Annotated in this window: 11 protein-coding genes; 1 reads left to right on the forward strand and 10 read right to left on the reverse strand. The window is 35.6% G+C overall.

The genetic code is table 11. The features are described 5' to 3' along the window. Positions 1-122: 122 nt before the first annotated feature. From VB798_RS10980 to VB798_RS11020, 9 genes are all read right to left on the reverse strand, one after another. A complete protein-coding gene (locus VB798_RS10980; protein ID WP_323258520.1) occupies positions 123-1,292 on the reverse strand; it encodes an efflux RND transporter periplasmic adaptor subunit in 1,170 nt (389 codons plus the stop codon). After that, positions 1,285-5,616, reverse strand: a complete 4,332-nt coding sequence (locus tag VB798_RS10985; RefSeq protein ID WP_323258521.1) for a CusA/CzcA family heavy metal efflux RND transporter — start codon at positions 5,614-5,616, stop codon at positions 1,285-1,287. Before VB798_RS10985 ends, VB798_RS10980 begins: the two co-directional genes overlap by 8 nt. A gap of 158 nt (positions 5,617-5,774) precedes the next feature. After that, on the reverse strand, positions 5,775-6,170 hold the full coding sequence (locus tag VB798_RS10990; protein WP_323258522.1) for a hypothetical protein: 396 nt from the start codon (positions 6,168-6,170) through the stop codon (positions 5,775-5,777). Positions 6,171-6,302: 132 nt separating this feature from the next. Beyond that, positions 6,303-8,264: a 1-deoxy-D-xylulose-5-phosphate synthase gene (gene dxs / locus VB798_RS10995; protein WP_323258523.1), complete on the reverse strand. Its 1,962-nt coding sequence runs from the start codon at positions 8,262-8,264 to the stop codon at positions 6,303-6,305. Positions 8,265-8,462: 198 nt separating this feature from the next. After that, positions 8,463-9,374: a rhomboid family intramembrane serine protease gene (locus VB798_RS11000; protein ID WP_323258524.1), complete on the reverse strand. Its 912-nt coding sequence runs from the start codon at positions 9,372-9,374 to the stop codon at positions 8,463-8,465. A gap of 86 nt (positions 9,375-9,460) precedes the next feature. Beyond that, a complete protein-coding gene (locus VB798_RS11005) occupies positions 9,461-10,249 on the reverse strand; it encodes a rhomboid family intramembrane serine protease (protein ID WP_323258525.1) in 789 nt (262 codons plus the stop codon). A 35-nt stretch (positions 10,250-10,284) separates the two neighbouring features. Next, complete coding sequence (cysS, locus tag VB798_RS11010) at positions 10,285-11,775, reverse strand: cysteine--tRNA ligase (RefSeq protein ID WP_323258526.1); 1,491 nt, start codon at positions 11,773-11,775, stop codon at positions 10,285-10,287. 67 nt (positions 11,776-11,842) lie between these two features. Continuing rightward, positions 11,843-12,223 carry a HEPN domain-containing protein gene (locus VB798_RS11015; protein WP_323258527.1) on the reverse strand — a complete coding sequence of 127 codons (381 nt, stop codon included), beginning with the start codon at positions 12,221-12,223 and terminating at the stop codon, positions 11,843-11,845. Further along, positions 12,216-12,542, reverse strand: coding sequence for a nucleotidyltransferase domain-containing protein (locus tag VB798_RS11020; protein ID WP_323258528.1), 327 nt, complete (start codon positions 12,540-12,542; stop codon positions 12,216-12,218). Before VB798_RS11020 ends, VB798_RS11015 begins: the two co-directional genes overlap by 8 nt. Before the next feature lie 226 nt (positions 12,543-12,768). On the opposite strand from VB798_RS11020, the gene VB798_RS11025 reads away from it, so the two are divergent. Next, complete coding sequence (locus VB798_RS11025; RefSeq protein WP_323258529.1) at positions 12,769-13,944, forward strand: hypothetical protein; 1,176 nt, start codon at positions 12,769-12,771, stop codon at positions 13,942-13,944. 96 nt (positions 13,945-14,040) lie between these two features. Here the strand turns inward: VB798_RS11025 and porW are convergent, their stop codons facing one another. Further along, complete coding sequence (gene porW, locus VB798_RS11030; protein WP_323258530.1) at positions 14,041-16,197, reverse strand: type IX secretion system periplasmic lipoprotein PorW/SprE; 2,157 nt, start codon at positions 16,195-16,197, stop codon at positions 14,041-14,043. Positions 16,198-16,217: the final 20 nt, after the last annotated feature.

A 16,217-nucleotide genomic window follows, 5' to 3' on the forward strand; every position in this document is an offset into this window, starting at 1 on the left:
TATTGTGTATTACTTTCAAAAACCAAATACTTGGTATGTTCTAATCCTTTATACAGGATAAAACGCTAAACGGTTGCGTCTAAACATTAATTTATTTCTTAATCACTTTTTTATGCTACAAATTACTCTTCTGAACCCGTCAGCATTGCTTGTAAAATAGAAGCTCCTTGTTTTACAACCTGTTGATTACCTATATTTTTTTCAGGAATTACTTCGATATTTCCTCTTTCAGTAATGCCAATTTTTACAGGAATTTGCTGGAAAGTATTTTCTTTCGTTTTGATAAAAATAAAACCGCCATTTCCATGCAATACCACTGCTGACTCTGGCAAAGTATTAACGATTCTTTTTCCTGTTAGGATTTTTGTGTTGACGTATTGCCCAACGGTTAGTTTATTCTCCATCGCTTCATCATCAATATGCCCGTGAATATTAATAGTTTTGGTATCCGCTTCAACATTTTTTCCTACCAAAAAAACCGTTGCGGTCATGTTTTTTTCCGAGAATTTCGGATTTTCTACCATGATTTTTTGTCCTACTTTTATTTTATTGATGTCGTTTTCAAATACTTTCAATTCGATATGCTTATGGGCATCGCCAACAATTTCAAACAAAACATCAGTAGGTGCTACATTTTTTCCAATGGATAAATTGGCGATTTTCACATAGCCATCAATTGGAGAAGTAATATTAATGACAGATAAAATTTGTCCTTTTTTAAGCTTTTCCACAGAACAGCCAATCATTTCAAGTTTCAATTCAAGAGCTTTTGTCAATGCTTTTATCGACGAAACTTCCGAATCAGCCTGTTGAAGTTTTTTCTTAGCACCAACATCTTCTTTACTTAAAGTATTCTGGCGGTCGAGTTCCAGCTCTAAATACTTCAATTTACTAACAGCCTGTAAATAATCTTGCTGTAATTGGATATAATCCATACTGTAAATTGTAGCTAAAACTCCTCCTTTACGAATGGCTGAACCGGGCAAAATATTAGTACTTTTTACATAGCCGCTAATAGGAATACTCACAGAAGCCATATTCATCGGCGGAACATCCACCATACCATTGGCTTTTACTTCATCTGAAATAGTGGTTTGGTCGAAATTTCCCAAAGTCAGCTTTGCATTTTTGATTTGTTCAGCAGATAAAGTAACGACGTCAGTTATTGTTTCAGCCTCTTTGTCTTGTTCTTCAGCTTTTGTATTTGAACAAGCAATATTGATTAATAAAGTAATGCCTAATAAAAAGCCTTTTTGAAAGGAAATTATATGATTTTTTGGGAGATTATTCATTGCCAATTAAAGTTTCGATATTGATGATAATTTGATTAAAATGCTGTAATTCAGCCAAGTAATTTTCTTTGATTTGCCAAGCTTGTGTGATATTCTGTACGAATTCCACATATTCAATTTCGCCTGATTGATAGCTTTTTGAAGCCGTTTTAGCAATCAATTCCGCTTGTGGCAAGGCTGAATTTTTGTAATAATTCAGTGACTTTTCAGCTTTATCAAACTGTATTTTCAATGAATTCAACTGACTTTGCAATTGGTTTTCAGCATACTGATATTGCTGAGTAATTACTTGCTCGTTGATTTTTGAAGCAGTAATTCTAGCTTGTTGCGCTTTGGTAAAAATCGGCACATTTAGCCCAAGCTGTACAAAGTTTTGATTGAAATGATTTTCAATACTTTGGTTAGTTAACGCCAATCTTACATCTGGTTTCAAGCGTTGTTGTTCCAAATTGGTTTGCAATTTGCTTACTTCACTTTGCTGTTTAATGATTTCTAAGAAAGGATTGGAAGCTAATTCAGCATTATTTAACACCATTGCTTTTTGTTGATTTCCTGCGTAATCAATCTCAAAATTTTCGTTGGTATTCATCAAAAACCTTAATGTTTGATACAAATTCTGCTCATCAGCTTGGCTTTGTTGGATACGATTTTGGATTTCTCTGAGGCGAGTTTCAGAAGATACTTTTTCTAATAAATCCGTCTCGCCAGTTTTATATCGTACCGAAGCCGCTTTGAAAGCACTCTGATAAAGGCTGTCTTGCTGGGCTAATAATTGAATAAATTGATGCGTATGTAAAATCTGAAAGTAAACACTTTTTACTTCGCCAATTAATTGTGTTTTGGTGAGTTTTGCACGTTTTTCAGCCGTCAACACATTACCTTTCAGCAAATTTTCTTGAGCTTTATACAAACTTGGCAAAGCAAAAGATTGTCCAACGGTAAAGGTTACATCATTTCCGTTGAAAACTTGTGTTCGCCCGTATTGAGCATCAAAACTGGTTTTAGGCATTTCTTTAGCCGTTTTCACCAAAGCCTGATTCCCCGAAATTTCTAAATTAGCAATCTGTACATTTTGGTTTTGACGAAGTGCTTTATCAATACACATTTGCAAATTCTGTGGCGGAGTATTTTGTGCAAAAGTGGCTGTACTTATCAACAATAAAGCGATTGAAGTAATTAGGGTTTTCGAAGCTTTTGGTTTTCTACCAAAAACCAAGCTGTAAATTACAGGCAAAACCACCAAAGTAAGAATGGTTGCGGTAATCAATCCACCAATTACTACCGTTGCCAAAGGTCTTTGTACTTCTGCACCGGGCGAATGGCTCAAAGCCATTGGCAAAAAACCCATTGAAGCCACAGCCGCCGTCATCATGACGGGTCTGAAACGAGTTTTTGTTCCTTCTAAAATTCTTTGCTTAATATCACTTATTCCTTCCTTTTCCAGAATTTTAAAGTAAGAAATCAGTACGATTCCGTTTAAAACCGCTACACCAAAAAGAGCAATAAAACCAATTCCCGCCGAAACAGAAAAGGGCATATCACGCAACCAAAGTGATAAAATACCACCAATTGCCGAAAGTGGAATCGCTACAAAGACAATCAAGGCTTCTACAAAAGAATTGAATGTGAAAAACAACAAGGCAAAAATTAAGAAAAGTGCCACAGGCACAGCAATAAACAATCTACTTTTAGCGGCTTGCAGATTCTCGAAAGCACCACCATATTCAACCGTATAGCCAATTGGCAATTTTACTTGTTTGTCGATAATCGTTTGAACTTCTTTCACCAAGCTTTCTACATCACGATTTCTAACATTAATACCAATCGAAATTCTACGGCGAGCGTTATCTCTAGTAATTTCAGCAGGCGCATCTTTGTATGAAATTTCTGCTACTTCCGAGAAAGGAATTTTACCACCATTGGGTAAATCCAAATATAAATCTCGGATATTTTGGATGTCTTTTCTGTACGAAGAATCCAATCGAATAACCAAACCAAAACGTTTTTCTCCTTCATAAACAACGCCAGCTTCTTCTCCTGCAAATGCTGATTTCAACAAAGTATTTAGATTACTGATTTTTAAACCATATTGAGCTATTTTCTGACGATTGTAAGTAACCACCATTTGCGGAACGCCATCAATTTGCTGTACTTTCATATCAGCGATACCGTTTACTTTATGAATCTTCTTGGCTACTTCTTGAGCTTTCTCGAATAAAACATCTAAATCTTCTCCAAAAATTTTAATGGCAACATCCGACTTTACTCCTGCAATTAATTCATTAAAACGCATTTGGATAGGTTGCGTAAATTCAAAAGTGACACCCGGAATATCTTTCAAAACATCATCCATTTTTTGGGCGAGTTCTTCCATCGTTTCCGCTTTTTTCCATTCTTTGGTATCTTTCAAATCAATAATTAAATCACAGGCATTGATACCCATTGGATCAGTTGGAATTTCGGAAGAACCAATTCTGGACACTATTTGCACTATTTCATCGGGAAATTCACGAAGTAAAAGCTTTTCTGCTTCATTGTTAGAATACACACTTTGAGACAATGAAGCATTACTGTGAAGAATGGTTTCAACAGCAAAATCACCTTCATTCAATTCAGGAATAAATTCACCGCCTAAACTGCCGAAAAGCATCAAACTTGCTACAAAAAATGCCAATGAAGTACTTAAAATAATCGTTTTCTTATTCAACGACCAAGTGATGATGGGTTGATAGAATCTATACAGAAAGTTGATAATTTTATCGGCGATGGTTTCTGAATGGTCAATCTTTTTACTTAAACATAAAGAAGACATCATCGGCACGTAAGTCAACGATAAAATCAATGCGCCAATAATGGCAAAACTTACTGTTTCAGCCATTGGACGAAACATTTTTCCTTCAATACCCGTCAAGGCGAGTATTGGAAAATAAACAATCAAAATGATGATTTCGCCAAATGCAGCAGATTTTCGGATGGTAACGGCTGAATCGTAAACAGATTCATTCATTTCAAGTTGAGTCAGTCTGTAAGCTTTTCCATCATGATTTTCAGGAATTGTCCTAGTGTGTAATCGGTGTACAACGGCTTCTACGATAATTACTGCTCCATCGACAATCAAACCAAAGTCAATCGCACCAAGTGACATCAAATTAGCCGACACGCCAAAGAGTTTCATCATGGCAAAAGAAAAAAGCAAGCAAAGCGGAATCACCGAAGCAACGACCAAACCTGCTCTGAAATTTCCCAAGAATAAAACCAAAATAAAAACCACGATTAAACCACCTTCAATCAAGTTTTTCTGAACCGTACCGATAGACTTATCAATCAGTTTACTCCTATCAATAAACGATTCTACTTTTACACCTTCTGGCAAAGATTTTTGAATTTCTGCTACTCTTTTCTTAACATCTACCACTACTTTTTCGGCAGATTCTCCTTTCAGTAAAAGTACAACTGCGCCAACAGCTTCACCTTCGCCATTACGAGTCATCGCTCCATATCGCACTGCATGACCAAACTGAACTTTCGCCACATCATTTACCAACACAGGAACGCCTCCACGAGTAGTAATCACAACGTTTTCAATATCTTGCAAACTATTTACTCTTCCTTCCGAACGAATAAAGTAAGCATCTGTGCCCTTCTCTATATAACTACCGCCAGAATTGGCATTGTTATCTTGTAAAGCTTGAAATACTTCTGCGACGCTCAGATTCATCGCTCTTAGTTTTTCTGGGTTAATTGAAACTTCGTATTGCTTCAAATGTCCACCAAAAGAACTTACTTCTACGACGCCTTTTATGCCTAAAAGTTGTCTTTTCACAACCCAATCTTGCAAGGTACGTAAATCAGCTAAAGAGTATTTGTCTTTGAATTTTGGGTCAACGACCAAAGTATATTGATAAAATTCGCCAAGACCAGTCGTAATTGGCGCCATCTCTGGGCGACCAGCACCAGCAATTAAGTTAGGTTCTGCTTCTCTAATTTTTTCAGAAACTTGTTGTCTGGCTTTTTCGGTAGGTACATCGTCATCAAAAACGACAGTAATAACCGATAAACCCATTCTTGAAATTGAACGAATTTCTTTGGTATTAGGAACAGTTCTTAATGAGATTTCTAACGGATAAGTAATAAATTTTTCTACTTCAGAAGCAGGCAAAGCTGGCGACTGCGTAATTACTTGCACCTGATTGGAAGTAATATCTGGAAGGGCATCAATGGTTAATTGAGTTAGTGAAACACCACCCCAAGTCGCCAATGCCAATACCAATAAACCGATTGTCAGCTTATTGTATATGCTGAATCGAATGATTGAATCTATCATTGTATATTTTTCAAGAAGAAGAGCCCAAATTTTAAGACATAAAAATTTGTAATTCCATGACGGAAAAGCTCATTATTATAAATAAAGGTATTTTCACGAAGGAAACTTCGTGATGGAAAAATGATAAGAAATGACAAAGCGGATTTTGCCTAGAGAAATTAGAATCGAGGAGGATTGAATAGCGTCTGAACTATAGAAAAACTATAGAAATTTTTCCAAACGAAATTGGGTTCAGAAAAGACTTTGAAGATAGCATCAAAGTGGAGTACAATTTTTTTATTGAAAGTAGGTTCAAACAGCGTTGCTGTACTGTGTGAATCTAAATTTGGTAAATTTGAATGAGAATGTTTCGCAGTTTTCAAGTGTTTTGATGCTGTAGAGTAATGCATCGTTAAAAACTCTAAAAAGCTAATGTTTTCATTCCAACTATTTTTGTGTTCTTTATAGTGTTTTACCAATTCTCCAATTTTTGCTAACTGCAAAGCATCGGCTTTGGGGAATAGGCTTCCCACAAAGATGACTAAACTTAGCAATATGGCTGTAAATTGTTTCATTGGGCAAATGTAGTTAATAAAGCCAAAATAAAAAAGGCGAAAAATCATTTTCGCCTAAGTCATTATTATTTAGCTTTCAGATGTGAAAGTTATTAGCTATCCCTTTTATTTTCAGCAGATTATCTCTAAAAATTAATTTAGGGCCACCTTAACTATTTCTGCTTTGTTCATATTCTTTTGAGTTCCAAGAATACTTCTAACCGCTTCTGCAATTCCCTCTGGGTCAAATCCGCATTCATGATGTAACTCTAATTGTTCACCATGTTCTACAATTCTATCAGGAATACCCAAACGTTTGATTTGTGCTGCGTAATTGTTGTCCAACATAAATTCTGCTACAGCAGTACCAAAACCACCTTGGATACAACCATCTTCTACCGTAATTACTTTATCGTAATTTTGGAAAATTTCATGAAGCATCGTTTCGTCTAAAGGTTTTACAAAACGCATATCATAATGTGCTGGATTGATGCCTTCGTTGGCTAATGCTTCACAAGCTTGAACGGCATAGTTTCCGATATGACCGATTGTGAGTATCGCTACATTTTCACCATCTTTAATTTTTCTACCTTTACCGATTTCCATTTTCTCAAATTCTGTTTTCCAATTAGGCATAACACCTTCGCCACGTGGATAACGAATAGAGATACATTTTTTCAAGTCTTTAAATTCATCTTGAGCAACAGTAAACATAATGTCTCTCAACTCTTTTTCATTCATCGGAGCGAAAACAATCATGTTTGGAATACAACGCATATAAGCAATATCGTAAGCTCCATGATGCGTAGGTCCATCAGCACCAGCAAAACCAGCACGGTCGAGACAGAAAATAACGGGTAATTCTTGAATGGCAACGTCGTGAATCACTTGGTCATAAGCACGTTGCATAAAGGTTGAATAAATATTACAGAAAACTGTAAGTCCTTGCGTAGCCATACCAGCAGAGAAAGTAACTGCATGTTGTTCCGCAATTCCAACATCGAAAGCACGATTTGGCATAACTTTCATCATCAAATTCAGCGAACTTCCCGAAGGCATTGCAGGCGTTACGCCCATAATTTTGGAATTTTTCTCTGCTAATTCAACAATTGTATGCCCGAAAACATCTTGATACTTTGGTGCTTGTGGCGTTGAATAATATTTCTTCTTGATTTCACCTGTAATCTTATCAAACTTACCCGGTGCATGCCATAAAGTTTGGTCTTTTTCAGCTAAAGCATAACCTTTGCCTTTGGTAGTAATACAGTGAAGAATTTTAGGACCAGGAATGTTTTTCAAATCATTCAAGACCGTAACCATATATTCTACATCGTGCCCATCAATTGGTCCGAAGTATCGCAAGTTCAATGATTCAAATAAATTACTTTGTTTAAGCAAAGTAGCTTTTAAGCCATTTTCAATTTTAGAAACAATGTCTTGAGCAGATTTGCCAAATGTTGACATTTTTCCTAACAGATTCCACACTTCATCTTTTACTCGATTATAAGTATGTGAAGTAGTAATATCTGTTAAATATTCTTTCAAAGCACCTACATTGGGGTCGATTGCCATACAATTATCATTCAAAATGATAATCATATTGTTCGGAATATCTCCCGCATGGTTCATCGCTTCAAAAGCCATTCCTCCCGTCATTGAGCCATCGCCAATTACTGCAATGTGCTGACGGTCAGTTTCTCCTTTGTAATTAGAAGCCACCGACATCCCCAAAGCCGCTGAGATAGAAGTAGAAGAATGCCCAACACCGAAGGCATCATATTTACTCTCTTTGCGTTTTGGGAAACCAGAAATACCACCATAAAGGCGATTGGTATGAAAATTATCTCTACGCCCTGTTAAGATTTTATGTCCGTAAGCTTGATGACCTACATCCCAAATTAACTGGTCGTTGGGCGTATTGAAAACATAATGAAGTGCTACGGATAATTCAACCACACCAAGCGAAGCCCCAAAATGTCCGCCATACACCGATACATCATCAATAATGTATTGACGCAGTTCATCACAAATCTGCAACAATTCAGAACGATTACGTCTCCTTAAATCTTCTGGAGTATTAATCTGAGCTAATATTTTTCCGGGTATAATTTGCATGGGTTTCCGAGTGTGAATTTGAAAGTAATAACCCTGTTAATCCTTAAAATGTTTTACTAAACTTAAATATAGGAAGAATCTTAGGTCAAACTTCGTATTGAGCTGACAAATTTACGGAAATATTTTAAGCTTGGTAACAATAAAAAAGGTCAAGCAGATTTACTACTTAACCTTTTTTTGAAAAATGAGTATATTATCTTACTTCTGAGAAGCTTTGAATAGTTTTTGTTTTTCTTCTTTTGTTAAACTTTCGTAGCCTGAGCGTGAAATTTTATCTAAAATAGCATCAACTTCATCTTCATCTGGATAACCAACGCCTACACCTACACTTGTACTATTGTAAGAAGTTTCTTTTTGTCGGTAAGCAACTTTAATCTTCGGTTTTTCGGTACGATTGATAATTCTTTTGAAAAAATCTACCGTTACATCAATTGGTGTTCCCCAATCGTTACCTGCTTGCAATTGTTTCACGTACAAATAACCCAATAAAGCACCGCCTAAGTGAACAATTCCTCCGCCAGCATTTACTCCAATTGCACCAGCCAATGAAATCAAAAAGAAAAAGAAGGCGATGTATTTTATTCTAACAGGACCAATCAAAAACAAGAAAAAAGTATAATCTGGAGCAAGCGTAGCGGCGGCAAACATAATTGCCATTACACTGCCAGAAGCACCAATAATGGTTGTATTAATTCCTGTTTGATAATAAGGAATAAAGTTGAAAGTAAGTAATGCAAAAACACCTCCGAAAATTGCCCCTAAAATATACAAATTGATTAATCTACGGCTACCCAAAAACTCTTGAATGATAGCTCCAAACCAGTAAAGCATCAACATGTTGGGCAATAAATGAGCAATGGGATTAACAGAGTGAAAGAAAGAGTAAGTCAAAATCGTCCACGGACGATACATAAAAATCCCTAAAGACGGTGTGAGGCTTAAGTATGATAAAGCATTATCAAACAATTCAGCTTTTTTAAAGAAAATTGTTAGACTTATCAACACCAACAACATCACAACATATACAGCTACATTCAACCATATTAGCTGAATTAAGCCATTGTTTCGCTTGGAAAAAGCGTCTTTAAAGTCATCTAAAATCCCACTCATTTTTATATTCCTTTATAAACTTTAATATTACTCAAAAAACTTCAATGTTTCAATATAACAATTTGAAAAACAGAATGTTATTATTTTCAATAAAAGGAGTTTCTATTTTTACCCCAAATTTTAATTAGAATAAACGCAAATATCATTCCACCGATATGGGCAAAATGTGCGACATTATCACCCGGCATTTTATTCAAGCCAGCATACAGTTCGTATAGACCGTATAAAGCTACAAAATATTTCGCTTTTATCGGGATTGGTAATAAAAAAAGCATGAGTTCAGTATTAGGAAAAAGCAAGGCAAAACCTGCCATTACACCAAACACCGCTCCAGATGCTCCGATTAGTGGAGTATCTAAAACAGACTTCAAACATTCTTGTGCAACTAGAACTGAATTCTGTACGGTAATATTGTTTGGATTCCCTTCAATTAGTGCATAAGCATTATGCGGTATTCCGTCTGGAAAATACTGATACAAAAATTTACTAAACTGATTCAAGTCTGGATGTTCAATATATGCTCTTGTGGCTGATTCAAGCGTTGAATAATCATAATACTTTAAACCCATATATAGTAAACCAGAGCCCATTCCTGTTACTAAAAAGAAAGTCAAAAAACGCTTGTCTCCCCAATACATTTCTAACATTGGTCCAAGAAAAAACAAGCCCAACATATTGTTAAATAAATGATGAAGGTCTGCATGAACAAAAAGAGATGTTAAAAACTGAAAAGGTAAAAACTTATCAGAAGTAAAGTAATGAAGCCCCATTACCGACACAATCATATCTTTATGACCAAAATACTCTACACCAAATACGATAATATTAATCGCCATCAATGCCTTCACAACAGGCGTTATACTGGGAGTTCTCATTTGAATTCGTTAAAAATTGAATAAAATAGTTAAGGTTACTCTTCGTAAGCCCAATCAATTTTTGTTTTCATGTCTTTGATGACTAAACCATTCGCCTTAAAATAACCTCTGATTTCATCTACTTTATCGTATTGTTTTGCTTCTTTGTATTCACGATAAAGCGATAACATTCCTTTCGCAAAAGCTTCAACATTCTCGTTTGGTTCTTCAATTAAGCCAAGTACATTTTCAATAATAGCAACGAATGACTCTTTCAACAAAGTAAAAGTACTTTCACCTAATTGGGCGGTTTGTACTTGTCCCATATAAAGCTGGTTGATTTTTTTGACCAAATTAAACAAGCCTGCAATAGCGACAGCCGTATTCAAATCATCATTCAAACCATCGTAGCAGTTTTGAATACCTTTTTCTACTTCAGATACTTGTTTTTCATCAACGACGATAGCATCATCAGCAATGTATTCAAGATTTTTGACGATTCTCAAGCCATTAATCAAACGTTTATAACCTTTCTGAGCAGCTTTCAAAGCATCGTTTGAAAAATCTAAAGTACTTCTATACTGCGATTGCAACATAAAGAAACGAACCGTCATCGGGCTGTATGCCTGCTCCAACAATGGATGCGAACCAGCAAATAATTCAGCTGGCAAAAAAGAATTGCCCAAAGATTTAGACATTTTTTGTCCGTTCACGGTAAGCATATTCGAGTGCATCCAATAACGAACTGGCTCAACACCATTCGCACCTTTTGCCTGAGCAATTTCACATTCATGATGTGGAAATTTCAAGTCCATTCCTCCGCCATGAATATCGAAAGTATCACCTAAATATTTGGTACTCATACAAGTACACTCTAAATGCCAACCCGGAAAACCATCGCCCCAAGGAGAAGTCCAACGCATTAAATGTTCAGGAGCAGCCTTTTTCCAAAGAGCAAAATCTAAAGGATTACGTTTTTCACCAACACCATCCAAATCACGAGTTTCAGTTAATAAATCTTCCAGTACTCTTCCCGAAAGTTTACCATAATTTCCTCCTTCTGCATTATAACGAGCAATATCAAAATATACAGAACCTTGCGATTCGTAAGCTAAACCTTTGTCAATTAAAGATTTTGTAGTTTCGATTTGCTCTACAATATGACCCGTAGCCGAAGGTTCGATACTTGGCGGAAGTAAATTAAATTGTTCGAGTACTTTATGAAAATCGTTGGTATAACGCTGCACAATTTCCATCGGCTCAAGCTTTTCGAGCTTCGCCATTTTACCTATTTTATCTTCTCCTTCGTCGCCATCGCCTACCAAGTGACCAACGTCTGTAATATTTCTTACATAACGCACTTTGTAGCCAATATGAGTAAGGTAACGATTGAGAATATCGAAAGTTAAAAAAGTACGGACATTTCCAAGGTGAACGTAATTATAAACCGTTGGTCCACATACATACATTCCCACATGCGGGGCGTTGATGGGCGTAAAAAGTTCTTTTTCTCGGCTGAGGGTATTGTATATTTTTAGGGGTTGCATTAATTTTTTGATTAATATTATTTTTGGTTCTCTTTATATGTATTTCAAAGAGTTTATTGATTATTGATTAAATTTTTGAGTGATTTTCTTTGATGAATTCTATAAATTTTTTAACCATTTCAATGGCTTTTTCAATATCTTCATCATCTATATTTTCTTCTAAATCATAGTCTGCGGTTTGTCTCTGGTCAAATAAGAAAGCAAGTGCATCGCTAAATTCTTTTGGAATAATAGCTGTTTTGATAAACACCTTACTAAATTCACTATAAAGTCCTGAATGTGTTTTAGTAAAGACTCCTCTTACAAGTAACAAACTCCTGATTAAATAAAAATACGCATAATAACAACGATTAATAGCTACCCTATTTCTGTGATCCTCAGCATTGTAGATTGCATCATCCAATGTGTCCTCCGCAAGAGCAAGAGCGTTTTTAATATCTTCATTCATAAACAATCACACCTTCTTGTTTTACAAATCTAAACAAAGCTTTGGTTGCGGTTTCAAACTTACTTCTCGAAGTCGCAAACATTGAAACCCAAACATCATTCTTTAAAGTTAATTCGTTTAAAAGTTGATAAGTATGCGTAATCTCTTTACTTGCTTTCACTTCTTTATCATTCAAAATCACCATAAAATCAATATCCGATTCCTCATGAAAATCTCCACGAGCATACGAACCGTACAAAATTATCTTTGATAGTCGTTCACCATAATGAGCTTTCATGGTTTCTGTAAAATCTTTTATGATTTTTGCTTTGTCAGTCATGATTATCAAAATTGATTTCTTTACAAAACTAATAAAAGTATAACGGATTGAAGTAATTTTCGTTCCAAAATGCTTATCGCATGACAAACGTAAGTCCTTCGGGTATATTTGACAATTTTTCTGTTATTTTTCTATCGGCTTCCTTCGTAACTTGCAAGCTGACTCAGTAAATATGGAGGCTCTATACAAATCCTCTATCTTTGAAAAAATATTCAACCCAACAACAATGACCATTTTAGAAGTAGCTAATCATAAACATCTCCAACAAGAATTTCTTTTATTGCCTGTGAGTTTGTATGAACAGGATAAAAACTGGATTCGTCCGCTCGACCAAGATATTGAAAATACTTTCAATCCTGAGAAAAATAAATACTTTAAACACGGAGAAGCCATTCGTTGGATTTTGCAAGACGAAACAGGTAAAACAATCGGAAGAGTTGCCGCTTTTATCAATCATGAAACGGCTACAAAAGAAGAACAACCTACGGGCGGAATGGGCTTTTTTGAATGTATTGAAGACGAAACTGCTGCTTTTTTATTATTCGATACTTGTAAAAACTGGCTATCTTCTAAAGGTATGGAAGCGATGGACGGACCAATTAATTTTGGAGAAAGAGATTCTTTCTGGGGTTTGATGACCAAAGGTTGGCAATATGAACCTACCTACAAAATGCCTTGGACGAAAGAGTATTATATTCAGTACTTCGATAAATATGGTTTCAAGGATTATTTCCAACAATATGTTTATGTGTCACCGATTCGTGCAGCATCAGTTGCGAATGCTGTAGAGGAAAAAGCTAAACGTATTTATGAAAATCCAGAGTACTCGTTTAGACATATCGAAAAGAGTAAATTGGCGAAATATGGCGAAGATTTTAGAACGATTTTCAATGAAGGTTGGGCAAAATTTCCGGGTGTAAAAGCCATGACAGAAGAACAGGCAAGTAATTTGGTAAAACAAATGAAACCTATTATCGACGAAGAACTTACTTGGTTTGCCTACGCTGGCGAGCGTCCAATCGCATTTTTTATCGTGATTCCAGATATTAATCAAATCGTAAAACATCTTAACGGTAAATTTGGCGTTTGGGAAAAAGCTAAATTTATGTTACTCCTGATGCGTGGCGTGATTACTCGTACTTGTGGCGTAATCTTTGGCGTTGTGCCAGACTTTCAAGGAAAAGGCGTTGAATCTGCTATCGCTTTGCGTTTCCGTCAGGCGGGAAGAGATAATCCGCATTATCAGTATGAAACCATTGATATGAACTGGGTGGGCGATTTTAATCCAAAAATGAATCGTTTTGTTTCGCAATTAGGAACAACTCGTGACAAAGAATATATCACTTATCGCTATTTGTTTGATAGAACGAAAGAATTTAAGCGCTGTCCGAGAGTGGGGTAGTTAGTGAATGAGTGAGTTGTGAATTGTATTAAAAATTGTACAGAAAGATACTTATTTTTTCAATCACTAAATCACAACTCACTCAATCACAATTAATTATTTAGCACTTAAAGCTTCTAATCTTTCTTTCGCCAAAGTAATTAATTGACTTTTCGGATAATCAGAAATGAAATTTTCTAGTGCCGTTTTATATGCTTTTGTATCTTGTGTTTTGGCTAATAATATCGCTTTCAAAAACACTAATTTATCTTCAATTTGACTGTTCGGATAATCTTTCAAGCCAGTCTCAACAATCGTTAAAGCATTTGTGAAATTATTCTGACCGAAGTAATTATAAGCTTCCGCATACAATTTCTGTACTTCTGATTCTTTGCCTGTACTTAAACTTTCGTTTTGGCTTCTTATCAACAATCTTGCAAAATATGAGTCTGCATATTTTGTCATCAATTGATTTTTATAAGAAGCATAAACTCCTGCGTTGTCTTCCGTTAATAAACAAAGTAAATACAATACTTCTGTTTCGTGGCTAGAATTTGGAAATTCTTTCAAGAACTTCTCGAAAGTAATAATGGCATTTTTAGGCTCGTTCAAATTGAGTTTATATACTTTTCCTAAAGCGAAAGTAGCTTCTTCTTGTCTTTTCTTTGAGGCTAAAAGGGATTCTGGAGAAAATGGAATTTTGGCTCTTAAAGCAGCAATCCCAGCTTTCATTCCGTCAGCTCCTATGTTTTTAGCATTTAATTCACCAAGGTTATTTCCTAAAGTATTCGTCAGATTTTGATTTGAAAGTGCATTATTATCAAACGAAAGTGTGTTTTCTTTACTACTTCTTCGCCAATTATCTTCTAAAACTCTATTCCCCCAACGAGCAGTAAAGGCTGTTTTTCCTTGTGAAATAGCGATGGGATTATTAAAATACCACATCGGTTTATTCGGGTCATTGAAAGTACTTGCGGTATTTTTATTCTGTAATTGCTTTCCTTTATTGGCAATTTCGGCTGCACGCTTTTGGCTATCTTCTTTGAATTGTTGGTCTATATAAACTTTTTCTAAAATCTTATCCAATTGTTCTGGACTCATTTTCGACAAGCGTTGTAGCGAATCTTCCGTTCTGATAATTCTTACTTGAGTTACAAAATCAGCCAAAGAACGTTGTCTATCAATTACTCTTTTATATTGGGCGTCATGCTGAGGCAATAAAGTGGCAGTACTATCATAATAAGCGGATGCCATTTCATAATCGCCCATTTGGTTATAATAAGAATCCGCCAATCTGAGGTAAGTAAATGCTAATTGCTGTGGATTTTGATTCGTTCTGGCAGAAGATTGCAATAAAACTAAACCAGATTTTGTATTCCCTTTTCTGATTTCGGCAGTTGCCATTGCTTCATAAATCTTATCTTGTAAATCTTTGTTTTTCGGGTCTTTCAATAATTTCTGAAAACTATTAGTTTGTCCTAAAGCCAAAGATTTATTGAGTTTCGCATAAAAACCTAAATTATAAGAAGGCCTATTTTTACTAACTGAGGAATATTTTTGAGCCGCCAATGTTGGATTATTAATCAGTTCATACAATTGCCCTGCCACAAAGTATAACCTTGCTTTTTCTTCATTTTTCGGTAATAGCGGTAAAGCTTCTTCCAAAATAGCAACAGATGTTTTGTACTCTTCTTTCAGTTGGTGCAAATATGCTTTTGTTAAATAAAAATCTGCGGTATTTTCTTTATTCAAGGGTTCTTCACGCAGAATTTCGGCTACTCTTAATGCCGTTTGATATTCGCCTTGTTCGGTATAAGCACGCATCAAACCGATTAAAGCGGCGTCTCGTGCATCATCGCTCGTGGCATTGGTATTGACAAACTTAAACGTTTCGATAGCGTTTTTATAATCTTCTTTCAACAAACGAGCCTGACCGATAATCACATAGGCATCGTCGAGCCATTTAGAATTTTGATGACGTTCGGCAACCAAAGAAGCTTTTTTAATCACAGAAGCGAGTTGTTCATTGACCGTTTGAGCGGACATAGAATCTATCGGAAGTAATATGGGAAGAAGTTGAGAAAAATTATCTTGACGAGCATCAAAAATTAAGGTTTCGGCTTCTTTAAATTTAATCTTTGCTTGAAACAACGCATTGTACTTGGCATTAACATTATGAAACCCCACGCTCAACGGAGAATTACTGTACTGAGAACAACTCAATACCAAAACTCCTGTAAGACAAGCGACACATAAAATAAAATATTTATTCATAGAGATTTTTAATGCTGAAA

The sequence above is a fragment of the Arcicella lustrica genome (assembly GCF_034930985.1).
GTDB lineage: Bacteria > Bacteroidota > Bacteroidia > Cytophagales > Spirosomataceae > Arcicella > Arcicella lustrica.